Raw genomic sequence first — 24,838 nt, 5'->3', positions numbered from 1 at the left:
GAGAGTCCTTCATGGCCGAACAATTCGATGCCGTCGTCATCGGCGGCGGACCTGGCGGGTATAACGCGGCGATTCGCTTGGGCCAGCTTGGGCTCAAGGCGGCTTGTGTCGACAAGCGTGGCCGCTTTGGCGGCACCTGCCTGAATGTCGGCTGCATCCCCTCCAAGGCGCTGCTGCACGCCAGCGAGCGTTTTCACGAGGCGGAGAAGGATTTCGCCAAGATCGGCATCAAGGCCGAGGTCAGCCTCGATCTTCCGGCGATGATGAAGAACAAGGACAAGATCGTCACCGAGCTCACCAAGGGCATCGAGTTCCTCTTCAAGAAGAACAAGGTCGAGCCCATCGTCGGCGAGGCCAAGATCGTCGCCCCCGGTAAGGTCGAGGTGAAGCTGGCCGATGGTTCGGTCAAAACGCTTGAGACCAAGCACATCATCATTGCGACGGGCTCCGAAGTGGCGCCGCTGCCCGGCGTCACCATCGATGAAGAGCGTATTGTTTCCTCGACCGGCGCCCTGGCGCTGAAATCCGTTCCGAAGCGCCTGCTCGTGGTTGGTGCGGGTGTGATCGGGCTTGAACTTGGTTCGGTCTGGCGCCGTTTGGGTGCGGAAGTGACCGTGGTCGAATTCCTCGACCGTATCACCCCCGGCCTTGATGGCGAGGTCTGCAAGCAGTTCCAGCGCATCCTTGGCAAGCAAGGCTTCAGCTTCCAGCTTTCCACCAAGGTGGTGGGCGTCGATACTTCGGGCAAGGCGCTGAAGGTCACGGTCGAACCGGCTGCGGGCGGGGCGCAAAGCGTGATCGAAACCGATGTGATGCTGGTGGCGATTGGCCGCCGTCCCTTCACGGCTGGGCTTGGCCTTGCCGAAGTTGGCGTGGCGCTGGATTCCAGAGGCCGCGTCGTCACCGATGGGCATTTCAAGACCAACGTCCCGGGCATCTGGGCGATTGGTGATTGCCGCGAAGGCGTGATGCTCGCCCATAAGGCCGAAGATGAAGCCGTTGCTTGTGCTGAGCGCATCGCGGGCCGCGCCGGGCATGTGAATTACGATGCCATTCCGGGTGTGGTCTACACCGCGCCGGAAGTGGCCAGCGTCGGCAAGACCGAAGAAGAGCTGAAGGCTGCGGGCATCGCCTACAAGGTCGGCAAATTCCCCTTCACGGCCAATGCGCGCGCCAAGACCATCGATTCCACCGAAGGCTTCGCCAAGATCCTTGCCGATGCAACGACGGATAAAGTGCTCGGCTGCCACATCATCGGGCCGGAAGCGGGCAACCTCATCGCCGAAGTGGCGCTCGCCATCGAGTTTGGTGCGTCGTCGGAAGATATCGCTCGCACCTGCCATGCGCACCCGACCCTCACCGAAGCGGTGCGTCAGGCTGCGATGGGTGTCGAAGGCTGGACGATGCAGATGTAATGAAAATGGCCGGGTGATGAGCCCGGCCATTTCGTTTTCGTATCCGATTTATTCTCAGGCCCAGTTGGCGCCTTTGGTCTTCAGCTTCACCTTGGCGACGATATCGCTCGCGGTGATGAAGAGGGTGGAGCCGTCCTCGCCGAAAGCGCAGTTCGAGGTGGTGCGGCCTGTCACATTGATGACGCCGAGCAGCGTGTAATCCTTCGACAGCACCAGAATGCCCCCGGGCCCGCTGACGAAGATGTTGCCATCCTCATCCACCTTCAGACCATCGGGATTACCTTTGGCATCCGGCGCCATCAGCGGCTTGAAGTTGAAGACTACTTCGCCAGCATCCGCCGAACCGTCCGCGCCCAGATTATAGGCCTTCAGCACCGGCAGGGCGCTGTCGGAATTGGTGACGAACAGCACCGATTCGTCCGCCGATAAAGCGACGCCATTGGGAAAGCTCAAGGATTTGTCGATCAGCGTCACCGCCCCATTCGGATCCAGGCGATAGACGCCGGAGAAGGGCAGTTCCTTCAGCGTGGAGCTCGCCAGGTCGGCGAGGCCATAAGGCGGGTCGGTGAAATAGATCGCGCCCGATTTGGCGACACAAAGATCGTTCGGGCTGTTGAAGCGCTTGCCCTCGAATTTATCGGCGAGGACGGTCTTCTGCTTGGTGGTGAGATTGAGGCGCGCCACATTACGGCTGCCGGAATCGCACATCACCACATTGCCCGCCGCATCGGTGGTCAGGCCATTGGAGCCGGCCTCGCGGATGAGGGGATTGGCCGCCCCGGCAAGGCCGGAGGGGGTCAGGAAGGTGGTGGTGCCGCTCGTGCCCGGGGTCCAGCGATACATGGTGTTGGCTTTGGGATCGCTGAAGAGCAGGCAATTATCCTTCTTGATCCAGACCGGGCCTTCCGACCACTGAAAACCCCAGCCGACCTGCTCGACCACCGCATCCGGGGAAATGACAGCCTCCAGATCGGCGCTGTGGCGGCGCACCATGCCATAAGAGCCCGGCGCTGGGGCGGCAATGGCGGCGGCAAAAGGCATGGCCGCGGCGGTGCCAAGAACGGCGCGGCGCGTGATCGACGGCATGAAATCCTCCCGAATAAGCTAAGGGCGGCGAACACTAATCTTGGCAGGCCAGTTTCGGAAGCGGGGGGATATGAAACTCGGGTAACAATTTTGCGTCCCTTAACGGGGCTTGCGCGCCACGACCTTCTGATAGAGCCCGCCGAAATAGGAGTGCTGTGTCACCGCCATGCCATCCGGCAGGCGGCGCTCCAGGGGTTCGGCCATCAGCGAAAGGGCAAACGGCTCCAGAAGCGCCAGAAATGGCGCCAAGAGATAGCGCAGCGGGTTCCACCGATAAGGCTTGCCGTAATCGACGATGATGAGCTTGCCACCCGGCTTCAAAACGCGCAGGGCTTCCTTCATGGTCTTTTGACGCACGGCCTCGGGCTGCTCATGAAGCAGGAAAAACAGCAACACGCTGTCATACTGTTCCCCGGCAAGCTCCAGCGCCTCCGAATCCATCCGCATCAATTTCGTGGGCAGGCGCGCGGGCAGCTTCCATTTCAAATTTCTGAGCTGAATCGCCAAGACATCGACGACATCGACAGAGCCCATGAACTCGGCGGCGGCTTGGGCAATGCGCGGTGTGAGGTCCCCATAAACACAGGCGATCTGTAGAATGCGCGCGAAATGCGGCCCATCGAATTCGACGAGCGCCTCGCGCACCAGCCTGCGGTAATTGCCCAAGAGAATGCAGTTGATCAGCCAGCCGCGATCAAAGACCTGCACCGCGCGCGGATGCACATAAGCCCACCAATAATGGCGTTTGAGATAGGCCGGTATGGCGCCGTGATGGCGATATGTCCGCTCTTCGGGGAGCGCAACACTATGGTCTCGATCCATGAAGAGTGAGCCGAATAACTGCACGCGCAGGATGCGCTGTATTGCTAACGGCAAACAATGCGGCGCGTTCAGCTCTCGCTGCGCGACAAGGACGCGGGGCTTTGCGCGGCTGGGGCGGAACGACGCGGGGCTTTAGAGTTAGAAAAAACACGTATCTGCGCCTTGGCGATGGTCCAGGCAAGTCTCGGATTTCGCCGCAATACGCCCATCGCATTGGGCAGATAGCCCGGCCCATAGGGGATATAGACCCGTGATTTTACGCCGTTTTGCCGCGCCCATCCGATCAGTGCGGCGGCGGGCAGGCCGAGCAGTGTTTCGATTTCGCAAGAAGTTCCCGCAGCGGCAAGCCGCTCCACGGCCTGTCGCCCCAATGCGTAGTTATGTGTTCCGATTCGTACATGCCGCGCCCGTCCGGCCAGTCGTTCGATCAGGTCCAGAAAGCTCGTGTCGAGATCGCGCTTGGGATCGCTGGGGTCGGGCCAGGCGCCTTTGACCACCCGCACCGAAAACCCCTGTGCGATGGCCCATTCCGCGTCTTCGGCTGAGCGCACCAAGGCGGCCGGCAAGGTCGTGCCAAGCATCTCGGGCGATATTACTGTCGCCATCGCCTCGATCAGGTGATTGGAACGGTCCACAGTCTCTGTGCCATGCGAGTCAAAATGCAGCCCTATCCCGTGCTGCGCGGCAGCGTGCGCAATTTTTACGGCGGCGTTTGTCGAATAGCGCAAAGCCGGCGCTTTCAAGCAGAGATAGCTCTTGGGCTGCATAGTCGAAAGCGCTTTCAATGCGCTTGCCGCGCGCGCTTCGATTTCTTGCAAGCTTTCCTCGCCCCGATCCCAATAGCTGAACGAGGTATTGCTTTCCGCGCGCGTGATTTCCTGCGCCACGCACAGCGCGTCTTCAATGGTCTCTCCGCCGAGATAAGGCCGCGCTGCTTTTGCAATCAGCGGCATGACAAGATGAGAGAGTGTTTCACCGGCGCGGCGTTTCAGGCTCTGGCGCGCGACATCTGGTGGTTCGGTGCGATAGGCTGCTTCGGCTTTCATCCGCGCACCTCTACCAGGGCAGGATGGCGCCGCCGCAATGCCGCTTGCACCGCCGATTTCGCCCGCAACATGGCCGCGAAAAGTTCTGGGCGATGCTGGCGCAGGATTTTGCGCGCATAAAGTTCGGTGGCACGCTTTAGCGTTGGCTTGCCGATGGCGCCGATCAAACGGCCATGTGTAGCGTAGAACATCTTATAATCCTGCGCCACGGCGGAAAAATCGAATTCGCGGTGCTGGCGGCGAAAGCTCTCCTCAATCATGCGGATAAGAAGCTGATGGCCGACCGAATATTTGCGCAAAGATGGATCATAGGCGAATACCCAGCCCGACCAGCTCGCCTCCTGCACAAAGCCGATCCAGGCTGAAACAAGCCTCTCGCCCGCGCGCAAGCTTGAGCACACAAGCCGTTCGCGTTTGCGCAGCTCTGCGAAGAATTCCAGCGTTTGCGGATTTTCGAAAATATCGGGAAAGCCGAATTCGCGCAGTTGATCGCCTTTCCACTGCGCGGCTTTGGTGATCACATCCGGTCTGGTGTCGTCATAGGTAAAGCTGAGCGCGCCATGTTTGGCGATCAAAGCCCGGGCGCGGCGCTCGCGATCTCGCACCAATCCATGATGCAGCGAAAGAAGATGTTCGTAATAGGCGGCGAAGGAGTCGAACCTGGTCAGGTCGACATAGGGGGCAAGCTCCTGGTCCGCGAAAAGCTCGGGCTTCCAGTCCTCGGCCTCCATCACGCCACGGCTGACCGATTGGGCATAGCGGCCGGCCCGCACAGGCTTTCGGATTTCATGCGGCGCTAAGGGCTGGTGATAATCCAGAAAAAGCAGCCGGGTGACGATGGTCTTTCCGTCCACCACCAAGAGGCGCAAGACGTCTTCGCCGATGCGCACGTCCTCGATCGCCGCGCTGCGGTCCTTGAAGTAGACCGCCGCGGCAGCATCGAGAAACGCCGGTGTGGCGTAGAAGTTCATGGCGCATCCGCCTCGGGTTGCGTTTCGGTCGCTGCAAGGCCGGTGCCCGTCTCGTGTGAGGGGTTTGTGCCGAAACGAAACAGAATCGTCCAATTCCCTGCCTGTTCGCTATCTGCCGGTTAACCTCATGGTCAGGGGGGTAGGGGCAGACTGGCGCGGCAAACCTCCGATATTCGGGGGAATCGAGTTGGTTTCGCAAAGTGATGATCGAGCGATGAACGCCCGTCTCGTCTTACCTGTCCCGCCGCCGGAGGCCGCCACACGCGCCTTCCGGGTGGCGGAGATTTGGCAGGTGGCCGAGCGCCATTTTCAGCTTATTCTCCTCACCACCCTGGCGGTGGTAGCGCTTGCCACCGTCTATGTGCTCCAGGTGCGCCCGCAATATGCGGCGACCTCGGAAGTCATGCTGGATCCGCGCAAATCGGCGGTCGAAAACTCCGCCGCCGTGCTCTCCAGTCTGTCGGTCGATCAGCCGACTATCCTTAACCAGATCGAAGTGCTCACCTCGCACCGGCTCGCGGGCAAGGTGGTGGATCAGTTCCATCTCGAACGCGATCCAGAATTCGCCGCGCCCGGCCTTGCCGCCAAGCTGTTTTCGCCCGCGATTGAGCCGCGCGAGACCGCTATCGATAAGCTCCGCAAGAATCTCAAAGTGGCACAGGCTGGATTCTCGAGCACCATCCGCATCACGGTGACCTCATCGGATCGCGCCAAGGCTACCCAACTCGCAAGCGGTATCGCCGCGCTCTATGTCCAGGAGCAGCTCGAAACCAAAGCCGACGCCGCGCGCAACGCCAATATCTGGCTGACGCAGCGCGTCAGTGAATTGGCCGCGAAAGTGAAAGAGGCCGAAGCGGCGGTCCAGAAATATAAGGCCGAGCACAACATCTCCTTCACTGCTGGTGGCACATCTGTGCAGGAACAGCAGCTTGCCGAGCTTAATGCTCAGCTCACCGTCGCGCGCACCGATTACGATGATAAAGCCGCCAAGGCCGCCAGAACCGCCGCGCTTCTGCGTTCCGGGGGTCTTGCCTCCGCGCCGCAAGTTTTGTCTTCGCCGGTGATCGCGAGTCTTCGCGCGCAGCAGGCTGAACTGGCGCGTGAAATCGCCAATCTCGCCGCCAAATACGGCCCCAACCATCCCAAGATGAAAGAGCTCGCCGCGCAGCGCGCGGATCTCGATGGCAAGATCGCACAGGAAACAGCGCGTATCGCCGATGGGGTGCGCAACGAAGCCGATACAGCGGGCAGCCATGTCGGCTCCTTGCAGAAAAGCCTGCGCCAGCTCGAGGATGCCAACGCCAAAAAGAATCAGGATTCGGTGGAGCTGACGGCGCTGCAATCCGCCGCCGCCTCGGCGCGGGCAATGTATCAGGCGTTTCTGACCCAATATAGCCAGACCGAAAACCAGCAGGGCATTTTGCGCCCGGATGTATTTGTGATTTCAGCCTCGGATGTGGAAGAGGCGTTTGGGCCGCAAACCAAGCTGCTCGCCATCCTCAGCGCTATTCCCGCCGGGCTTTTGCTCGGCCTCGCGCTTGCTTTTATGCGCGATCGCCGCGAACCGGAGCTTCCGGTTCAGCCCGCACCGGCGCCGTCCATGCGCCGCGCCGAAGCGCCTGCCGCCATCCTGCCGGAAATGGGCCCTCGCGCCGCCGATCTGGTGCTCGCCCATCCCGCTAGCCCTTACGCTGTGGCGGTTGCAAATCTTCTGGCCGGCATCATCAAGAAAGCGACCCCGCCGCTGGTCATCGCGGTTACGGCGGCCGCGCCGGGTTCGGGCAAAACCACGCTCGCGCTTTCCTTGGCACGGGCGGCGGCGCAATCTGGCATCGCCACCATAGCAATAGATGCCAACCGCAGCGCCTATCATCTTGGGCTGATGGCGGGGCAGGTGGCATCTGCAGGTCATTCGGGCTATGGCATAGAGGGTTTCATCAATCCCGACCGGCTCTCACCGGCCTTGATCATGGCGCCCAACGGACAGATTTCCTCCTATGAGCGCATTCTGGCCCAACCCTTGCTGACAGGAATGCTCGACAGTCTCAAAACGAGTCTCGAGCTGATGATCATCGCCGCCCCGCCGCTCAACGATCCTTCCACCGCCTCTATCCTGGCGTTGAGCGATCTTGCGATCGTGGCCATCGATGGACGCGCCCCGAGGCCGATGCCAGCCGGATTGCCGGGGACGCGGATTTTAACCGTGTTTACGCATCACCGCTGAACCAGGCGGAAAATCCGAAAAGCTAGCAGGGCATTTGCATAGCTCCCCCTTGCGGTGGCGCTTCGCGTTCCATTTTGGAATGAAAGCTGCCCCGTGAGCCGCAATACGGGAAAACACGTCCGTTTGCTGCTCCGTCTTGATACGGGGGTCGGGTGGCACGCATGGCCGAGCAGTTTGTTTGTCAGGCAGTTGTCCCGTTTGAACACAAGCCGGTACTGGGCATCGATTTCTCGACTGCCACGCGTGAGATGTTGGCCCGGCGCCTACTCCACGAGCCCGTGCCGAACGGTGGCGGTGTCCGCCTCCTGGTCACCGCGAATGTCGATCATATTTCCCATTTGGTGCGTAACGCGCGGTTCCGGGCGGCCTATGCCCGCGCCTGGATGGCAACCGCGGACGGCGCCCCGGTCTATCTCTATGCCAAGCTGCGTGGGGCTGCTGTGCCGGAACGTGTTGCCGGTTCGGATCTTTGTGTCGCTTTGCTTGACCGCATGGAAGAAGGAAGTTGCCGCCCTTTTTTCGTGACGGGATCGGTCGAGACCGCTGAGCGCCTGCGTGAAAAGCTTCTTGCGCGCGGTTTTACGAAAGAGGCCATCGGGACGGCCTGCCCCACCTTTGGCTTTGAGGCAGATGACGCGGCCTCCGCCGCTCTCGCGGCACAGATCTGCAATCATCAGGCGACCCATCTCTTCTTCGGCCTTGGCGCGCCGAAATCCGAAATCTGGATTGACGAACATCGCCATCTGCTCGGGGATGTTTATGCCCTTGCCATTGGCGCCAGCCTCGATTTCTACACGGGCTTGCGGCAGCGCGCGCCGCTTTGGATGCGCCGGGCGGGCCTGGAATGGGCCTTCAGAGTCTTCAGTGAGCCAAGGCGGCTCTCCCGCCGCTATTTCCTGGAATCCTGGTTCGTGGTGCTGGCGATTTTGCTCGATCTTTTTCCCTTCAAATTACCGCCAGCCGCATCCATGCCGCCCGCGCGCGCGAAGGGAGCGTCATGAGGTCTGGGGTGCGTTTTCACGAAGAAGCCATGCAACAGGTTTTGATCACTGGCGGGCATGAAAAGGTGAGCGGCGGGCTGGAGATGTTCATCGGCCGGGCCCAAGAGTGCCTTGGCCTTGCCGTGCCGCATTTCACCGAGACACCCGGCTATGGCGGCCTCAAGCTGGGGCGCTATCTTTTTGCTTTGATCGGCTTCATGCGGCGATTGCCGTCGCATCGCATTGTCTGGCTTCAGCTCGGCAGTGTCTTTGATCTTGCCTATCTTCTTCTTGCCAAGCTGTTCGGCAAGAAAGTCGCGGTCACACCGCATCTGGGCTCAAGCTGGCGGTCCATGCGTAACCCCATTTTGCGCAAACTTGCATCTCGGTGTCTTGGCCTCGCCGATGTGATCTTCACTTTGCATAAATCGCAGAGTGACGCATTGGGCTTTCCTCCAGCTCTGGCAGCGCGCTGCCGGGTCATGGGCACGTTTCTTCCCAAAGAGCTTCTGGAAGACCCGATACCGCCGCGCAAACGAAGCGGGCCTATCAAGCTCATCCATGCCGCCCGCCTGTCGCGGGAAAAGGGCAGCTTTGCCTTTCTCGAAACTTGCGCGGCGCTGTCGCGTAGCGGGGTGGAGTATGAAGCCGTTATCGTGGGGAATGGCGATCTTCACATCACCGCAGCGTTGGCAAAAGAGATCGCACGGCGAAATCTTTCCGTCAGGCTTCTTGGCCCGCTGCCGCAGTGGGCTTTCGCGGCTCTTCTGCGGGACCAGGATGTGCTGGTGAACCTGTCGCTTCAGGATGCCTATCCGCTCACGGTAATCGAAGCGCTTTTGTGCAGTGTCGCGCCGGTGGTCTCCCGCTTGCCCGGTACGGAAGAATTGGCGGAGGAGACCTCGGCCATTTCGCTTGTGGATGGTCAGGATGGAGAAGTCGCATCCGCCCGAATTCTCGCCCTGGATTGGGGCATGGTGCCGGATGCCACCGAAATGCTGCGTGGGAAATTTACCTGGTCCACGCTGAGGCTCCGCTATGGCGAAGCTTTCGCCGCACTCGCTCAACCGCGTTCTTCCGCCGTCACCACGATAAGGGTTCCGCAATCATGAGCATCTACAAACTCATCATTCCGCTGCAGGTGCTTTTTCGCGGCAGCCGCATGCGCCGCTTTGCAGAGATGTTTTCCCTCAGCGATTCCATGCGGATCATTGATGTCGGCGGGCGCAAATCCAATTGGACGCTGGTGGATAAGCAGCCGGATATCACCATCACCAATATCGAATTCAACTCTTATGAAGACGGCCGCTTTCATTATGTGCACACCGATGGCGGCAAGCTGCCTTACGCCGATCAAAGCTTTGATCTGTGTTATTCCAATTCGGTGATCGAGCATGTCGGCGGCGAGAATGCCCGCAAGCTTTTCGCCGAGGAAATTCGCCGCATCGCGCCGCGCTATTATGTGCAGACGCCCTATAAGTGGTTCTTCACCGATCCCCACACGGTCGGCCCCTTCGTGCATTGGCTGCCCAAGGCTTGGCAGCGCAAACTCATCCGCTGGTGCAGCTTTTGGGGGCTGGTGGATCGCCCCAGCCAAGCCAAGATCGACGCCCTTCTGGAGGAGATCAATCTTCTCAGCGAGCGTGAATTTGCGGCCCTGTTCCCCGATGCCACGATACTGAGGGAACGGTTTTTGGGCATGACCAAATCCCTTATCGCGGTAAGGCTTTAACCGGTTGGTAAACAGCCGTTAAGACCGTCCGTGCCAAATTGTGCCGCATCGGGCAGGCGCAGGCGTCTAAATGGTTGGAACAGCGGAAGAAGCAGGCGGGGGCGATGGCGCTGTGAAGGCCGTCATTCTGGCCTGCGTGCTGGAAAATCCGCTTCTGGCCGTCCTGAACAATTTTGCTTTCACCCTGAATGCCCAGATCGTTTCCGGGGTTCAGCTTCTCATCACCTTGGTCGCGGTGGCCGTGATTGCGGTCAAAAGGCCCGACATCTCGCGCAGCTTTGCCGTGGCTGGGGCATTGTTTCTGACCGCCGTGCTGGTGAAATTCATCGTCACAGGGAATTTCAACCCCCGCTTTGTCTATGACGCGGCGATGTTGCCGCTCTTTCTCTTGCTCGGTGCATCGGCGAAGAATTTCTCGGTACGCTTTTTCGCGATAGTACTGATCGCACTCGTGGTCACGGCGGCGGTCGAGCTGATCTTTCCGGATTTCTACGCTTGGCTCTTCAACCCGCGCAAATATTTCTACTACACCCGTGAATGGGTGGCAGCGGTCACGGCGCCGGATGCTTCCATTGCAACTTCGTCCGATATCTATCTCGGCTCCAACCGCTACACCGGCAGCTTCTTCGGCTTCTCCCATCGCGCGGGCTCCTTGTTTCTGGAGCCGCTCTCCGTTGGCTATTTCGGGATTATCGGCTCTGTCTTTGCGGTGCATGCGCCGGGGCTCAGCCTTCGCCAGCGCGCGGCCTTGATTTTCGGCTGCGTGATGCTGGCACTGCTCTCGGACACGCGCGTTGCGGTTTTCGTGATTTTCGCGGTGGTGCTCCTGCGCGATCTTGCCGGAAAGGCTCAGCTTCGCTGGCTCGTTGCCGTGCCCTATGGCGTCCTGATGACAGTGATTGTGCTTTATTTCGTGGTCCAGGCGCTGCCCGGCGATCTCGGTCTGCGGCTGGGCGTCACCGCCAAACCCTTGATCACAGCGATGCCGCTCCATGTTATTTTTGGCGGGGTGGATGACAGTGCGGTGGCCGATAGCGGGCTTGTCTATCTCATCGCCAATAGCGGCGTGATCGGCTTCTGCCTTTATCCTCTCTTAGCCAGCGGCGTTCTTCTTGGCGGCGAGAAGGTTTCCCCGGTCGCGGTTTCAATCCTGCTCTATCTCATGGTGGCCTTGATCTTCGGCTATGCGCCGATGTCGATCAAGACCGCCAGCATGCTGGGCTATGGCGTGGCGACGCTTACAAGGGCACCGCAGCGGGTTTGGGGCAGCCTCATACCCTCCAGAGCAATGCCATGACCGGGAGTTCAGCGGAAAGCGCCGCGCGGTCGCCTTTTTCCGTCATTCTGAAAGGCGCCGCCGGATCGGTGGTTCTGAAGGCTATCAACATCACCTTCGGCGTGCTCGCGACAGCCTTTCTCGGCCGTGTCCTGATGCCGGCGCAATATGGCTATTATGCTTTCGCTTCCACCGTCGTAACGCTTCTGGCGCTTCCGGTGCAATGTGGCTTGCCACAGCTCATGACGCGGGAGATCGCGAAATACCAATTGCAGGGTCAATGGGGGCATATTCGCGGTCTTCTCTGGCGCGCCAATCAGCTATCGGCGCTGCTTGGTCTTCTCATGGTGGCGGCATTGCTGGTGGCCTTGCCCGCCATGGCCCGCTTCATACCCGCGGTGGATCACACCACCTTTCTTTGGGCCATTGTGCTTTTACCGCTGATTGCGCTTAACCGTTTGCGCGGCGGCGCCTTGATCGGTCTGCGCAAGGTGATGCTGGGCATGTTGCCTGATAATGGCATTCGTGCCGTGCTGTTTCTTCTCTTCATCGTGTTCTGGCATTGGGCTTGGCCCTTTGGCTCCGCGGATGCGATGGCGCTGCAGGTTGCGGCGACCTTCATCGCTTTTGTGGCGGGGGCGATGCTGTTGATGCGTCATCTGCCGCCTGCCGTGCGTGAGAGCACACCCGCCTTCGAGTCCAAATCCTGGGTCACTGCGATCATCCCTTTGACGCTCACAGACGCGTTGTTGATCGTGAATTTGCAGGCCGATCTCGTCATTCTCGGGCTCTTCCGCGATGCGGCGGATGTCGGCATTTACCGCGCTGCCGTGCTGGTCGCCACGCAAGTCACCGTCGGGCTCACCGTCGCCAATGAGGTGCTGTCTCCCCATATCGCAAGGCTGCACCAGGCCAAGGATCACGCGGGGTTGAAGGCGCTGATGCGCCAGGCGCTCCGGTGGCTCGTTCTCAGTGGCGTGGTGCTCGCAGGTATCTCCATGCTGGCGAGCCGTGAGATACTCACCTTTGTCTTCGGCGCACCTTACGCCGGAGGGGCAACGGCTTTGACCATTCTGGCCTTTGGCCAATTCGTCTCCGTCGCAGCCGGCACCGGCGCAGTGCTGCTCAACATGTCGGGGCATGAGAAAGATGTACTGCGGGTGTTCGCGCTCTCCGCCATCGCCAATGTGGCCGCGAATTTCATCCTGATTCCGTTCTTTGGATTGGTGGGTGCCGCCATCGCCACCACGCTTTGCCAGATCGCCACCAACCTCTTGCTGCTCGTTCACGTCCGGCGGCGTCTCGGCTTTTCTATCTGGACTTTGCGCCAATCCTAGCAGGCCCCTGCGGAAGCTGGCGCTGCCGTGATGGAAGCAATTCTGCGCGCTTGAAAAATATCATCCCTAACATTCCAGCGGTCGCAATCTTCTGCTGAAATTGTGGGGCGCTCATGCAATCTCATCCGGATCGCGGCGCCGCGGAGATTATCCGCGCAACCACAAGGGAGATCCACCATGCCTTTCGTGACCACCAAAGACGGCGTCGAGATTTTCTTCAAGGATTGGGGTCCCAAGGATGCCCAGCCGATCATGTTCCATCATGGTTGGCCGCTTTCTGCCGATGACTGGGATACCCAGATGCTGTTCTTCTTGCAGCAGGGTTTTCGCGTGGTGGCGCATGACCGCCGTGGCCATGGCCGCTCGGCACAGGTCAGCGAAGGTCACGATATGGATCATTATGCCGCCGATGCTTTCGCGGTGGCCGAACATCTCGATCTCAAGAAGGCCGTGCATATCGGCCATTCCACCGGCGGCGGTGAAGTCGCGCGTTATGTCGCGAAATTTGGCCAGCCTGCGGGCCGCGTCGCCAAGGCGGTGCTGGTAAGCGCCGTTCCGCCGCTGATGTTGAAGACCGCAGAGAATCCCGAAGGCCTGCCGATCGAGGTCTTCGATGGTTTCCGCAAAGGCACCGCTGATAATCGCGCCCAGCTCTTCCTCGATGTCGCCGCGGGTCCCTTCTATGGCTTCAATCGCGAAGGCGCCAAGGTTTACGAGGGCGTGGTGCGCAATTGGTGGCGCCAGGGCATGATGGGCAGCGCCAAGGCGCATTACGATGGCATCAAGGCTTTTTCGGAAACCGATCAGACCGGCGATCTGAAGGCGATCGAGGTGCCGACCCTGGTGATGCATGGTGATGACGATCAGATCGTGCCGATCGCCGACGCGGCGCTGAAATCCATCAAGTTACTGAAGAACGGCACGCTCAAAGTCTACAAGGGCTTCCCGCACGGCATGCTCACCACCCATGCTGATGTGATCAACCCCGATCTTCTCGCCTTCATCAAAGCCTGAAGATTTGCCATCGCGCGTTGCCATTTGATTTAGGAAGACCCACGCCATGTCATCAAAGCAAACAGCCTCGGTTGTGTTGGTGCATGGCGCTTGGGCCGATGGATCTAGCTGGCAGCGCGTGATCGGCCGTCTTTTGGCCCAAGGGGTGGCGGTGATCGCCGTACAGAATCCCACCACCTCTTTGGCCGATGATGCCGCCGCCACCCTTCGTATCCTGGATAAGGTTGCAGGCCCAGCCGTGCTCGTGGGCCATAGCTGGGGCGGCACCGTCATTACCGAGGCGGGCAACCATCCCAATGTGAAGGCGCTCGTCTATGTCGCCGCTTTCGCGCCAGAGCCTGGGCAGTCCACGGGCGATCAAGTAGGCGCCCATCCCCCGCCACCCGGACTCAGCGGTGTATCAGAGGATAAGGCTGGGCGTCTCTGGATGAGTGTGGAAAGCTGGATCAGTAACGTCGCGCAGGATTTGCCCGAGGCAGAGGCCCGTCTTCTCGCTGCGGTGCAGACCCCGCTTGGCCTTGCCACGTTCAGCGATAAGGTGAGCAAAGCCCCGAAAGCCGAGACGCCGGTCTGGTACATCATCTCCCGTCGGGACCGCGCTGTCAGTGTCGAATTGCAGGACACGCTCGCTAAACGCCTCAAGGCCCGCACCACGGCGTTGGAGACCAGCCATATGTCGCTGCTCTCCGCCCCCGATGCTGTCACCAATGTGATCCTGCAAGCGGTTGAAGCCGTCACGCAGGCTTAAGGCTGGATCGCGCTAATGCACACTCTCCAGCGTTTTGGCGCTAGCGGGGTGCAGGGCGAGAAACACCGTGCTCCAAAGTTGCAGCGCGTTGGATTCATCCGCATCGCCCTGGGCGGCGCCGAAGGGAACAATGTGATAGGCACCGCCGGAATAGTCCCAAGACCATAATTCGGAGCTGCGCATGCGCTTGGCGCTGGTGATCGCGGCCCAAAGCCGTGTTTGCGCGGTTTCAAGCTTGCGGCGCACGGGCACGGGCAGATCTTTGCGCTGCAATTGCCGTTCCAGCCCGGCGGCGGCGACCGCTTGCTGCCATGACCAGATCACCGTGCCATGATAGGCATTGCGATGAAACAGGGCTCGCGTCTCGTCTGCTTCAAAGGCGGGATTGGCCACCAGCATGCCTGCGCCGGTCATCAAACCCGCCGGAAAGGGCCGTGCGATGAGATCGGCTGCTTGTGAGAGCTCCGATATGGAGGGCTCGGCGAATAATAGCGCGAAGCCGATATCCGAATTCTCCACCTTCACTGGTGTGCCGTCGTCTTTCAGGGCCAGCGCATTGAAGCGCAAGGGCGCGCCGTGCAACGCGGCCAGGGCAGGGCGTTCCGGCACGCGCTCGGCCATGGCATAGGCGCTGACGGATTTGGCGGCCACTCCGGCGGGCAATGCGATTTCAAACAGCTTCGGCGCCTCGCGCGACCACACGCTTTCCATGCGTGTGGCCTCCGCCAGTGTTTGGTGATCCTCTGCCGTGAGATATGGGTCCAGCACGCCGCTGCGCACCAGCTTGATTGTCGCCCGCAGCGCGGCGGGAACAAACACGGCGTTGACGTCATAAGGATAGCGCCCGCCCCCAAGTCCGGTATTGCTGTCGCGCCATTGCCCTGCCGACATGCCCTGTTTGAGTGCGATCAGCCGGTCATAACGCGGGGTCTCGGCAAAGCCGCGCGCGCTTTCTACGACATGCTTGAGGTTCCGCACCAAGGCATCGCCCAGCTTATGCGCGCCATCGCTCTGCGCCAGAAGCCCCGCGGCGCGGTTTTTCGCGCGCGGATCGCTCAGCCAGTTTTCCATTACCGGCGCCAGCATGAAGTCGCCGTCGATCATCTTGTAATCATAGACCGGTGCATCACTCAGCCCTTGGCCAGCCCGGCGATGATCGAGAATGGCAAACTCGCCGATGTCTTCCTCATGCGCCACTTCCCCTTTGGGCGAAAGACGTGTCAGCACGGAACGAAGCCCCGTCTCCACCGCTTCCGGCGCTAGCACGGGCATTAGCAAGCGCACCGACATCAGCGTGTCCCGCCCGAAATAGGTGTTGAAGCGCCAGGAACCGGCCAGGAACTTTTCACGATAGGAGAGGAAGGTCAGCGCCCTCACCGCTGCGTCATCCTGCATGTGTTTGCTATTCAGCAGGGCGCCACCTTCCAGTGGTGTTAACGGCGTCTCGCCGCTGGCGGCGATCAGCGTCAGCCGGAGGCGGCCTTGCGCCGGCGCGACGAGCGCGCCGTTTTCAAGTTTTCCTTCATCCACGACCAGCTTCATGAGATAGCCCGCTTTGCCATCGAGCCGGTCGCGCGCGTAGGTGATCGTGTTGCCTGCAACGGTTGGCGCGGCTTTGAGCTCCTCCGGCAAGGTCTTGTCGATTTCATAATCGCGCAGCACCCGCACGCTGGAAAGTACAGCCTCGCTTGGCTCCAGCCGCCGCGCGGTGGTTTCAAACGAGACACGCACACCATAAAGCGACCGGTCTTTGCCATCGCGCAGGCGCAGCGGTTCGGGCGCTCGCAATTGCCTCCATTCTGCCTTTGTGGCGAGCGGCTTGAACCATATTCCTGCGCCGCTATTGCCTGCGGGAAAAGCCACGATCAGGCGGGGCGACGTTCCTGCGCGGGCCAGCACATGGGCAGCCACCGGCCCGTCGCGCGCAATAAGGTTGAGGTTCAGCCCTTCGCTGAGGGCAAAGTCCACATCCGTCTTCGCGACGGTCGTCGCTGAAAGCGCGAGAACAGCAAAACCTGCTGCCGCGATCGTCTTCAATCTCATGCCTTATGTCCTGTGCTCTGAAATGAACTCAACGGCCCGAAACCATCCGGTCCACGACCTGCATGTGCCCCGGTGCCCGCTGCACCAGCGCGGCAATGCCGGCGCTAAGCCGGGCGAAATGCGCGTTGTCGGCGCTTTCGGAAAAGGCCGCAATCAAGGGGTTATAATCTGCGGGGTGAATGCCTTGACCCATCATCACGGCAAACCAGCTCGCCTCGCGAAAGAGTTCCTCGGTATTGAGCACGATGCGGCCGCTGGCGCGGAACATCTCTTCTTTATAGAGGAGCTCGTCCGGCACCTTCATGGTTTGGCAATAACGCCACATCTCCTCATTTCGTCCCGTCGTGTTGCGGTAATGCAGGATAAGAAAATCCCGCACCGCGCGCATATCGGCATCGAATACCGTGTTGAATTGGCGGGCCGTAAGGGGATTGCAGTCGCGTGCGGGAAACAGCGCCAAGAGCTTGGCGATGCCGCTTTGGATCAGATGGATGCTGGTGCTTTCCAGCGGCTCAAGAAAACCGCTCGAAAGGCCGATGGCGACGACATTCTTATTCCAGGCTTGGCGGCGCTTTCCCGTGGTGAAGCGGATCAGCCGCGGCTCGGCCAGCACCTCACCGTCGATATTGGCAAGGAGGGCCGCGCGTGCTTCGTCATCGCTGGCAAAGCGGCTCCCATAGACCATGCCGTTGCCGGTGCGGTGTTGCAGCGGAATGCGCCACTGCCAGCCGAAGCCATGCGCGATGGAGCGGGTGAAAGGCACTGGATCGGCAATGCGCGTGCTCGGCACGGCCAGTGCGCGGTCAGCTACCAGCCAATGCGACCAATCTTCGAAGCCGGTGTGCAGCGTCTCTTCAATAAGAAGCGCGCGCAGTCCCGAGCAATCGATGAAGAGATCGCCCTCCAGCCGGTCGCCGCGATGGGTAAAAAGCGCGGTGACAAAGCCGGTCTCGCCGTCCTGCTCCACGCGCGCGATCTTGCCTTCGGTGCGTTTGACGCCGCGCCCTTCGGCGATCCGGCGCAGATAGGCGGCATAAAGCCCGGCATCGAAATGATAGGCATAGCCAAGCCCGGCGCTGCGTGCCTCGGGAGCAAAACGGTCCGCATAGGCAAGTGATGCCGCCAAGGACAATGCTTGATGATCCAAGCCTTTGTCCTTCAACCAGGCGCGTATCCAGCGGTGATAGAACATCGGCCCATCGGCGGGATCGCCATAGATGCCGAAGGGATGAAAAAAGCGCGTACCTGCGCCGTTCCATCCCTGAAATTCGATGCCGAGTTTGAAGGTCGCCTTGGTCTCGCGCAGGAATTCGCGTTCATCAAGGCCGACAAGATTGTTGAACCAGTGAATGGTGGGAATCGTGGCTTCACCGACTCCGATGGTGCCGATGTCGTCGGATTCGACCAGAGAAATCTCGAATTGCGGTGGCGTATTGATCTTTGAAAGCGCCGCGGCGCTCATCCAGCCTGCGGTGCCGCCGCCCAGGATGACGATTTTGCGGATGTGGTTCTCGCGCATTCCTTGCCCCGATGGTCTTTGGGAAAGAAGAGATGGCGGTGTTGGCCGCCATCTCAGGTTTCGCGTCATGACAGGGAGGGGTACTCAGTATTTATAGGTGAGAGAGGCCTGCACATTCGGCCCGATGATGCCACGGCCATAAAAATATCCGTTGACGATCTGCTGGGTGAAGCCCTGGCGCGGATTGCCCTCGGTGAGGCCAATCTCATTGGTTAGGTTATCGCCGCTGACGTTCAGGGTCATGCGCTCAGAGATGTTGTAGTTCACGCCCACCGACACCACGCCATAGGCGGGCAGCTCCACCTGGTCGCCGTTATCGGCGAAGATGCGGCCGATATACTTATACCGCGCATAGATGGTGCCGAGATCGCCCGGCAGATCATAGGTCGGCTGGATGGCGAACATCACATCCGGTGTGCGCTGCGGGGTCTTGCCGTTATAGAAATCGTTGATCTGTTGCGAGATGTTCTGGCCACCGACATTGATCACGCCGGTGCGCACATTGGAAAATTCCGATTTCTGATAGGTGCCCTGCAGTTGCACCGAGAAGGCTTTCAGCGCGTCGAATTCCGGGCGATAAGTCAGATCGGCGTTCAGGCCATTGGTAATGGAATCGGCGAAGAAGCCCTGGTTCAGGTCAGGATTGGTCGGCACCACACCACCGCCCCAGCTCTGGTTGTTGAACTCGGTGCGGAACAGGCGCAACGTGCCGACCATCCCAAAGCCCGCATAGGTGACGCCGGTTTCCCACAAAGTGATCCCTGTCGGCTTATTGTTGGAGCCTTGGGTCTGATAAGCGTGTTCGTAGCGCCCATAGACCGAGAGCGAGGGATCAATCACATAGTTTACACCCACCGTCCAATGCAGTGGCGATTCCGCGCCAGTGAAAGGCGTATAGGTACCGTTGAAGGCGTTGGGGTTGACCTGCAACAGACCGCCGACGCCTGCAGGAATGGGCAAGGGTGAGGAATTGCCGCCCGCGCCCGTACGCCGCTCATGCTCATAACGCAGGCCGAAATCGACATGCAGCTTTTCGGCGTACGCGAATTCATTGTTGACATAGACCGAGGTGGAGGTCTGCTGCCAATAGCTCATGCCATTGCCCCAGGTGCCATATCCGATGAGGCCGTTATTGGAGAGCGTGCCCACCACATTGCTGGCGCCATCGAGCGCCACGATGTCATAGATGTTCGACTGGTTCACGACGTCGTTGATGAGCGTCGCCGTGCCGGACTGGTCATTGTCCTGATGGGTGGAATAGTACATCGCGCCGAGCGTCAGGCTGTTGGTCCACCCCGCGCCGTCGGTTTCCCATTTGACGCCGAAATCAGAGCCGAAATCGCGCATCTTGATGAGCTGGCGGTTGAGCACGGTCTGCTCCAAGAGGCCGTTTCCGTTCAGCGCATTGAGCGCAGCGGTGTTGGAGGCGGCGATGACCTGCCCGGTGTTGAGGCGACGGATGCCGAACTGCACCGCCGTCGGGAAAGCGGCGGCGCCCTGCTGCAGCAGCGATTGGATGGGCGAGTTCGAATTGTTGGTCAGATAGACCCTGGCGGGCGCAAGGCCTGCATTACCGGTGCCACTGCCGGCGAAGACGCCATTGAAATCCCAATTGGTCTGGGTATAGCGCGCGCGGGCAAAGAGGCTGAACTCCTTTCCGAGCGGCTTCTGGAAATCGAGGCGGTATAGATCGCCGACGCCATGTATCCCCTTGGAAATGGAGAAATTACGGAAGCACTGGCCATTGGCAAGACAGCTATTGGGCACGGTGATATTTCCGAAATCCGGGCCGATGATGCTGCCAAATTGGGAATCAAGCCCAGGCACGCTGGAAATCTTGCCGTTCTTGAAGGCGTAAGGCTGGTCGGCGTAATAAGGGTCGTGCTCATCCCAATGGCGGTAAGTGGCGCGGACATAGCCGCCATCGGCAAAACTTTTTTCAAGCTGAGTCTTCAGATGCCAGGTGGGATAATGGAATCTGGAGGCACGCGTGCCCTTGGTGTCGTCATAAAAGCCGCTGATGGAGAAAGCCACATCATCGCCCAGCGCCTTGATCGGGCCTGAGAACCAGCCATCGCCGCGCACATCGCCATAAGAGGCATAGGAGGCGCGGAAGATGCCGCCTGCCTGGTCGTAATTGAGTTTGCGCGAAATGAAGTTGATCGAAGCGCCTGCCGCGTTCGGCGTGAGGATGCCGGAGGAACCACCAGTCAGGGCTTCGACGCGTTCGATCCCGATATTGTTCTGGAATACCTCGTCGTCATTGAGCCCGGTATAGATCGGCGCCATGCCGTCTTCGATCAGGCGGACGAAGTTCTGCCCGCCGCCGGGGAGGCCGCGCACGGAATAGTTATTCGACACCGGCCCCGCGGTGGCTTCGACAAAGATGCCGGGCACCATTTCAAGCACTTCGTCTGTGCTGCGCGGTGCTTTCAGTGCGATCTGCTCGTCGGTGATTGGCGTTACAGCGACCGAGGCGTTAAGAACGGTGCGCCGCGATGTTGAACCCGTCACGACAACGGTTTCCACCGCATCCTGGCCCGAAACGGGTGCTGGTGCTGCTTGGGCATGGCAGTTCGGCGCGGTAATCGCGCCAAGCAATAAGGCAAGCACGGAAACGGAATTTCTGCCGTTTGGAAGCATGGCATTCCCCTCTGGTTGACAACCTTTTTTTCGCAGGGCGATTGTGATCACCCCTTGGGATGTAAGGCCGCCGGAATAGCCAGTTCCTTTCAAAAGCAGATCGAGTGCCTCTGGAACGCTGTACCGTCCGTAAACCGGGTTGTTCCCTTTGCTCCGAGCCAACTGATAGGGATAAAGAAGCTGCACATGTCCTTGTTGCGCCAGCAGGGTCAAAGCTTCGCCGATCGACGAATCCGGAATACGGAAGTCGAACTTCTCAGTCTCAGCAGATGCGGGCACGCTAAGGATCACCAAGCCCGCAGCAATCAAGCAGCAGGCCTCGTAACACGCGAAGTCTCTTCTCCCTGACGTCACTTATCGACTCGGGTGATCAGCAGGAACTGAGCTTTCACACCGGCCTCGTATCCAAAGACAGCCAGCACAATGAAATCCGCCAGTAGGTGATAAGGCTAACAGGAAATTTTTTGCGTAAAAAAAGAAATCCAGCGTCGCCTCATCCCTCGGTCGGCAACGTATGATAGCTCCAACCCCCAGCATGCACGAAGTACAACCTTGCACATTCCTGTAAGCGGCATCGCTTATTTCCGCCGGCGTGTCTCGCTTGCGCGGCTCACCAGCATGACATGATTTTTATCGAGTCTGACGGGGCGGATGCCGAAATTGACGTCCAGGGCCTGATACATCGCGTCGAGCTTGCCGATGGCGAAATAGCCGCCCACCAGAATCTTGCCGAGTTCAGGGTCCTGCAGTTCAATCTTATCGTGCGAGTAGCGGTTCATATCCGCGATCATCTGTGACAGCGGTTCCCCTGTATAAATCAAGACGCCCTCGCGCCAGGCAAGCTGGCGGTTAAGCTCCGGCACTGCAAGCTTTTTGCGCTTTTCGATCTTTGCATCAAAGGTCAACGCCTCACCGGCATTGGCGCGCGTTAACGCCGCGCCACTCGCGCCACGCAGCTCCACTTCGCCCTTGGTAACGGTAACTTCCACCGCTTTATCGAGCTTTCGTACATTAAACGCGGTACCGATATCGCGGATCTGGCGCTGTCCCACCGTCACGGTGAAGGGGCGGGTCTTGTCATGTGTGACATCGAAATAGGCTTCGCCCCGCGCCAGTCTTACCTCGCGGCCCTTGGCGGAAAGAATGATTTCCACCTTGGAATTGGTATTCAGCACCATGTTCGTGCCATCCGGCAGCGAGATATTCTTCTGCGCGCCGATCTCGGTTTGGTAGGCAAGGATAACGGGCGCCGGTTCCGGCCACTTTATATAGACTCCGAAAGCGATGGTGGCGGCGATGGCTCCGACGGCAGCTTTGGGCCAGAAGCGCCTGTGTGGGCGTTGCGGTGCGGGATGTTCCGCCTCGCTCCGTGGCTCCACATACGATTCAAGCCCATCATATTGCGCGAGCAGGCTGCAAAAGCGCTCCGCCGCCTCGCGATGGAGCGGGCTCTTGCTTTGCCATTCGCGGAAGCGGGCATAATCCTCTGGCGTGCCATCCTCGATACGGACGGCCCAAGCCGCGGCTTCCGCCTCGATCTCACCGATTTCGGGGAAGGCGACGATCTTGTTGCTGTCACTCATGGGGTGCCAGCCTTCCCATGCTTGGTCTCCAAATTCACGACCGCCGGCGTGAGCTTTCGCGCCGGTCTGACGGGATTACTCTCGATCTCATATCCTTCTTGGCGCAGATATTCGCTGCACCGCAAAAGGCCTGAAACCATGTGCTTTTCGGCCGTGCTGACCGAGATATTCAGCTTGGCTGCGATCTCCTTATAGGAAAGCCCATATGCCTTCCTGAGCAGGAATACCTTTGCGCATTGCGGTGGCAACACGGCCACTGCTTGCGCGAGCACGCGCAAACGCCTGCGCGAGTCCAGCGCGTCGTCCGCAGCCACCTGAGTTCTATCCTCTAAGACAGGTGACTCCTCGAAATCCTCTATTGGACTGGATGTCGCATGTGCGCGGCGCTCCTTTTCGTTGAGCGCAAGGTTCTTGGCGACACGAAAGAGATAGGCGCGGGGGTTACCGACAGTCTCGAACGCATCGGCGGCGAAGGCGCGCAAAAAAGTTTCCTGCGCCAGATCATCGACATCTTCGGTACGCGGAAAGAAGCGCTTCAAATATCGCTTGAGCGCGGCCTCGTTCTCTTGGAACACTGCAAAGAGTGGAGAACTGGTTTCCGGCAAAACACCTGCCCCGAATGCCCCTGCAACAGTATAGGATGGTGTGCGCACACCGCGCAACGCCGCGTCACGGGATCGAAGGATCTAAAAATGAACGCGAGATCGGGTTTCGGCAAAGTTGCACCGGCCAATTGCCGGACCGCAAAATACACGTTTGTAGTGCTTGCTGCGCTTTTAGCTCTGTCGGCGGCCGGGGCCGGTGCACCTCGTCCGGCCACGCCGCAAGAGCTTTATGGGCCGCTTTACGAAGCGGTCGAAGAGGCGCGCGTATTCGATGACGATAAGACCTTCGCCGATGCCGTGCCGAAATCCCCGCCAGCCGAAATTTTGACGGCGTTCCAGCGGGACAAGCCCCAGAGCGCGGAGGCCCTAAAGCGCTTCGTCGCGGCCCATTTTGTGATCGAACCGGTGCGCTCTGCGCCTTTGCCGCCCAAAGGCCTGCCGCTCATCGCGCATATAGATGGTCTATGGCCGGTTCTGGTGCGCCATGCTGATAGCGTGCCGCAAGGTGGATCGCTTCTGCGCTTGCCTTATGCCTTCGTGGTGCCGGGCGGGCGTTTCCGCGAGATGTATTACTGGGATTCCTATTTCACTATGTTGGGACTCGCCGAAAGCGGCCGGTCTTATCTCGTCGGCAACATGGTTGGTGATTTTGCTTCGCTGATCGACACTTATGGACATATCCCGAATGGCAATCGCAGCTATTATCTCAGCCGCTCGCAGCCGCCTTTCTTTTTCAAGATGGTAGCGCTTACCAACAAGACAGACCCGGCGGCTGCCTACGCCCGCTATTTGCCAGAGCTTCGCCGCGAATATGCATTCTGGATGAAAGGCGCGGAAGGCTTGAAGCCCGGAACCGCCCAGGCGCGCGTGGTGGCGTTCGGCGATGGCGCTATCCTCAACCGGTATTGGGACGACAGCGACACTCCGCGCGACGAAGCTTTTCAGAAGGATCGCGCAGTCGCGCGCGCCGTGTCGCGCCCTGCGGGAGAGACCTATCGTGATATCCGCGCGGCAGCCGAAAGCGGCTGGGATTTTTCCTCACGCTGGTTCGCGGACGGCAAATCCCTGACCCGCATCGAAACCTCCTCCATTGTCCCTGTCGATCTCAACAGCCTTCTCTTCGGGCTCGAACAGGCCATCGCCGAGGGCTGCGCCCGCAAGGCCGATCAGAATTGTGCAAAAATCTTCCACGCCAAGGCTGCATCGCGCCGCGCTGCGATGAACCGCTATCTTTGGGACGACGCCAAGGGCACCTATGTCGATTACCATTGGCGCCGCAGGCAAGCGACCGGTCGCATATCCGCCGCCATCTTCTATCCCCTCTTTGTAGGCGCTGCCGATCAAACGCAGGCCGAACGCGTCACCGCCTTCGCGCGCAAAACGCTGCTCGCGGCGGGTGGCATCGTCACCACGCCCGTCACAACCGGTCAGCAATGGGATGCGCCGAATGGATGGGCGCCGCTGCAATGGGTGGCGGTGGATGGCTTGAAGCGCTATCGCCAGCGAGGCTTGGCAGCCGCTATTGCCTGCCGCTGGGCCGTCAATGTCGGCAAGGTCTATCAAGAGAGCGGCAAGCTGCTCGAGAAATACGATGTGGTGACACTCGGGCGTCCTGGAGGGGGCGGGGAATATGTCAATCAGGATGGCTTCGGCTGGACCAACGGCGTGACCCGCAAGCTTTTGGCGGACTATCCAGCCTTCGCCACCCTGCCTACGGTAGACCGCTGCCCCGCCCCAAACTGAGGCTGTTGATTTGGATGGGAAGAGGGATGATCTGCCCGCCAACCCCCGCGC

At 59.9% G+C, this 24,838-nt stretch carries 19 protein-coding genes; 10 read left to right on the top strand and 9 right to left on the bottom strand.

Translation table 11 applies throughout. The annotated features are described in order from the left end of the window. The first annotated feature begins 11 nt into the window (after window positions 1-11). On the top strand, window positions 12-1,415 hold the full coding sequence (lpdA, locus tag FHS83_RS06755; protein ID WP_167082128.1) for a dihydrolipoyl dehydrogenase: 1,404 nt from the start codon (window positions 12-14) through the stop codon (window positions 1,413-1,415). 54 nt (window positions 1,416-1,469) lie between these two features. On the opposite strand, the gene FHS83_RS06750 is transcribed toward lpdA, so the two are convergent. From FHS83_RS06750 to FHS83_RS06735, 4 genes are all read right to left on the bottom strand, one after another. Continuing rightward, window positions 1,470-2,501: an SMP-30/gluconolactonase/LRE family protein gene (locus tag FHS83_RS06750; protein WP_208414260.1), complete on the bottom strand. Its 1,032-nt coding sequence runs from the start codon at window positions 2,499-2,501 to the stop codon at window positions 1,470-1,472. A 99-nt stretch (window positions 2,502-2,600) separates the two neighbouring features. Then, the gene (rquA, locus tag FHS83_RS06745) at window positions 2,601-3,323 is read right to left on the bottom strand and encodes a rhodoquinone biosynthesis methyltransferase RquA (protein ID WP_167082126.1); all 723 of its coding nucleotides are present in this window, start codon (window positions 3,321-3,323) and stop codon (window positions 2,601-2,603) included. A gap of 68 nt (window positions 3,324-3,391) precedes the next feature. Further along, window positions 3,392-4,369, bottom strand: coding sequence for a proline dehydrogenase family protein (locus FHS83_RS06740; RefSeq protein ID WP_167082124.1), 978 nt, complete (start codon window positions 4,367-4,369; stop codon window positions 3,392-3,394). Then, entirely contained in the window at window positions 4,366-5,340 is a 975-nt protein-coding gene (locus FHS83_RS06735) for a GNAT family N-acetyltransferase (protein ID WP_167082122.1), read from the bottom strand. Before FHS83_RS06735 ends, FHS83_RS06740 begins: the two co-directional genes overlap by 4 nt. Window positions 5,341-5,554: 214 nt before the next feature. Here FHS83_RS06735 and FHS83_RS06730 point away from each other — a divergent pair, with 214 nt between their 5' ends. The 8 genes from FHS83_RS06730 to FHS83_RS06695 all read left to right on the top strand — a co-directional run bounded on the left by FHS83_RS06730 (window position 5,555) and on the right by FHS83_RS06695 (window position 14,651). After that, on the top strand, window positions 5,555-7,564 hold the full coding sequence (locus FHS83_RS06730; RefSeq protein WP_167082121.1) for a GumC family protein: 2,010 nt from the start codon (window positions 5,555-5,557) through the stop codon (window positions 7,562-7,564). A 161-nt stretch (window positions 7,565-7,725) separates the two neighbouring features. After that, the gene (locus FHS83_RS06725; protein ID WP_167082119.1) at window positions 7,726-8,565 is read left to right on the top strand and encodes a WecB/TagA/CpsF family glycosyltransferase; all 840 of its coding nucleotides are present in this window, start codon (window positions 7,726-7,728) and stop codon (window positions 8,563-8,565) included. After that, a complete protein-coding gene (locus FHS83_RS06720) occupies window positions 8,562-9,656 on the top strand; it encodes a glycosyltransferase family 4 protein (protein WP_167082117.1) in 1,095 nt (364 codons plus the stop codon). Before FHS83_RS06725 ends, FHS83_RS06720 begins: the two co-directional genes overlap by 4 nt. Then, entirely contained in the window at window positions 9,653-10,276 is a 624-nt protein-coding gene (locus tag FHS83_RS06715; RefSeq protein WP_167082115.1) for a methyltransferase domain-containing protein, read from the top strand. The genes FHS83_RS06720 and FHS83_RS06715 overlap by 4 nt, the downstream gene beginning before the upstream one ends. 70 nt (window positions 10,277-10,346) lie before the next feature. After that, entirely contained in the window at window positions 10,347-11,573 is a 1,227-nt protein-coding gene (locus tag FHS83_RS06710) for a hypothetical protein (protein WP_167082113.1), read from the top strand. Continuing rightward, window positions 11,570-12,889, top strand: coding sequence for a flippase (locus FHS83_RS06705; RefSeq protein ID WP_167082111.1), 1,320 nt, complete (start codon window positions 11,570-11,572; stop codon window positions 12,887-12,889). Before FHS83_RS06710 ends, FHS83_RS06705 begins: the two co-directional genes overlap by 4 nt. Before the next feature lie 177 nt (window positions 12,890-13,066). Continuing rightward, entirely contained in the window at window positions 13,067-13,903 is an 837-nt protein-coding gene (locus FHS83_RS06700; RefSeq protein ID WP_208414259.1) for an alpha/beta fold hydrolase, read from the top strand. Between the two features lie 46 nt (window positions 13,904-13,949). After that, on the top strand, window positions 13,950-14,651 hold the full coding sequence (locus FHS83_RS06695) for an alpha/beta fold hydrolase (RefSeq protein WP_167082109.1): 702 nt from the start codon (window positions 13,950-13,952) through the stop codon (window positions 14,649-14,651). A gap of 12 nt (window positions 14,652-14,663) precedes the next feature. On the opposite strand, the gene FHS83_RS06690 is transcribed toward FHS83_RS06695, so the two are convergent. The 5 genes from FHS83_RS06690 to FHS83_RS06670 form a co-directional block, all read right to left on the bottom strand. After that, on the bottom strand, window positions 14,664-16,694 hold the full coding sequence (locus tag FHS83_RS06690) for a hypothetical protein (RefSeq protein ID WP_167082107.1): 2,031 nt from the start codon (window positions 16,692-16,694) through the stop codon (window positions 14,664-14,666). A 28-nt stretch (window positions 16,695-16,722) separates the two neighbouring features. Continuing rightward, entirely contained in the window at window positions 16,723-18,213 is a 1,491-nt protein-coding gene (locus FHS83_RS06685; protein WP_167082105.1) for a tryptophan halogenase family protein, read from the bottom strand. An 84-nt stretch (window positions 18,214-18,297) separates the two neighbouring features. After that, window positions 18,298-20,856, bottom strand: a complete 2,559-nt coding sequence (locus FHS83_RS06680; RefSeq protein WP_167082103.1) for a TonB-dependent receptor domain-containing protein — start codon at window positions 20,854-20,856, stop codon at window positions 18,298-18,300. Between the two features lie 578 nt (window positions 20,857-21,434). Beyond that, the gene (locus tag FHS83_RS06675) at window positions 21,435-22,439 is read right to left on the bottom strand and encodes a FecR family protein (RefSeq protein ID WP_167082101.1); all 1,005 of its coding nucleotides are present in this window, start codon (window positions 22,437-22,439) and stop codon (window positions 21,435-21,437) included. Beyond that, entirely contained in the window at window positions 22,436-23,044 is a 609-nt protein-coding gene (locus tag FHS83_RS06670) for an RNA polymerase sigma factor (protein ID WP_167082099.1), read from the bottom strand. Before FHS83_RS06670 ends, FHS83_RS06675 begins: the two co-directional genes overlap by 4 nt. 87 nt (window positions 23,045-23,131) lie before the next feature. Between FHS83_RS06670 and treA the strand changes: the two genes are divergently transcribed. Beyond that, the gene (gene treA / locus FHS83_RS06665; RefSeq protein ID WP_167082097.1) at window positions 23,132-24,787 is read left to right on the top strand and encodes an alpha,alpha-trehalase TreA; all 1,656 of its coding nucleotides are present in this window, start codon (window positions 23,132-23,134) and stop codon (window positions 24,785-24,787) included. Window positions 24,788-24,838: the final 51 nt, after the last annotated feature.

Source organism: Rhizomicrobium palustre (assembly GCF_011761565.1).
Classification (GTDB): domain Bacteria; phylum Pseudomonadota; class Alphaproteobacteria; order Micropepsales; family Micropepsaceae; genus Rhizomicrobium; species Rhizomicrobium palustre.
Note: the sequence above shows the minus strand (reverse complement) of the source record. Positions and strands in the feature narration are given on the sequence as shown.

Excerpts from the sequence above, each read along its gene's own strand:
- lpdA (WP_167082128.1), top strand. The coding sequence starts at position 12 with ATGGCCGAACAATTCGATGCCGTCGTCATCGGCGGCGGACCTGGCGGG.
- FHS83_RS06750 (WP_208414260.1), bottom strand. The coding sequence starts at position 2,501 with ATGCCGTCGATCACGCGCCGCGCCGTTCTTGGCACCGCCGCGGCCATG.
- rquA (WP_167082126.1), bottom strand. The coding sequence starts at position 3,323 with ATGGATCGAGACCATAGTGTTGCGCTCCCCGAAGAGCGGACATATCGC.
- FHS83_RS06740 (WP_167082124.1), bottom strand. The coding sequence starts at position 4,369 with ATGAAAGCCGAAGCAGCCTATCGCACCGAACCACCAGATGTCGCGCGC.
- FHS83_RS06735 (WP_167082122.1), bottom strand. The coding sequence starts at position 5,340 with ATGAACTTCTACGCCACACCGGCGTTTCTCGATGCTGCCGCGGCGGTC.
- FHS83_RS06730 (WP_167082121.1), top strand. The coding sequence starts at position 5,555 with ATGAACGCCCGTCTCGTCTTACCTGTCCCGCCGCCGGAGGCCGCCACA.
- FHS83_RS06725 (WP_167082119.1), top strand. The coding sequence starts at position 7,726 with ATGGCCGAGCAGTTTGTTTGTCAGGCAGTTGTCCCGTTTGAACACAAG.
- FHS83_RS06720 (WP_167082117.1), top strand. The coding sequence starts at position 8,562 with ATGAGGTCTGGGGTGCGTTTTCACGAAGAAGCCATGCAACAGGTTTTG.
- FHS83_RS06715 (WP_167082115.1), top strand. The coding sequence starts at position 9,653 with ATGAGCATCTACAAACTCATCATTCCGCTGCAGGTGCTTTTTCGCGGC.
- FHS83_RS06710 (WP_167082113.1), top strand. The coding sequence starts at position 10,347 with ATGGTTGGAACAGCGGAAGAAGCAGGCGGGGGCGATGGCGCTGTGAAG.
- FHS83_RS06705 (WP_167082111.1), top strand. The coding sequence starts at position 11,570 with ATGACCGGGAGTTCAGCGGAAAGCGCCGCGCGGTCGCCTTTTTCCGTC.
- FHS83_RS06700 (WP_208414259.1), top strand. The coding sequence starts at position 13,067 with ATGCCTTTCGTGACCACCAAAGACGGCGTCGAGATTTTCTTCAAGGAT.
- FHS83_RS06695 (WP_167082109.1), top strand. The coding sequence starts at position 13,950 with ATGTCATCAAAGCAAACAGCCTCGGTTGTGTTGGTGCATGGCGCTTGG.
- FHS83_RS06690 (WP_167082107.1), bottom strand. The coding sequence starts at position 16,694 with ATGAGATTGAAGACGATCGCGGCAGCAGGTTTTGCTGTTCTCGCGCTT.
- FHS83_RS06685 (WP_167082105.1), bottom strand. The coding sequence starts at position 18,213 with ATGCGCGAGAACCACATCCGCAAAATCGTCATCCTGGGCGGCGGCACC.
- FHS83_RS06680 (WP_167082103.1), bottom strand. The coding sequence starts at position 20,856 with ATGCTTCCAAACGGCAGAAATTCCGTTTCCGTGCTTGCCTTATTGCTT.
- FHS83_RS06675 (WP_167082101.1), bottom strand. The coding sequence starts at position 22,439 with ATGAGTGACAGCAACAAGATCGTCGCCTTCCCCGAAATCGGTGAGATC.
- treA (WP_167082097.1), top strand. The coding sequence starts at position 23,132 with ATGAACGCGAGATCGGGTTTCGGCAAAGTTGCACCGGCCAATTGCCGG.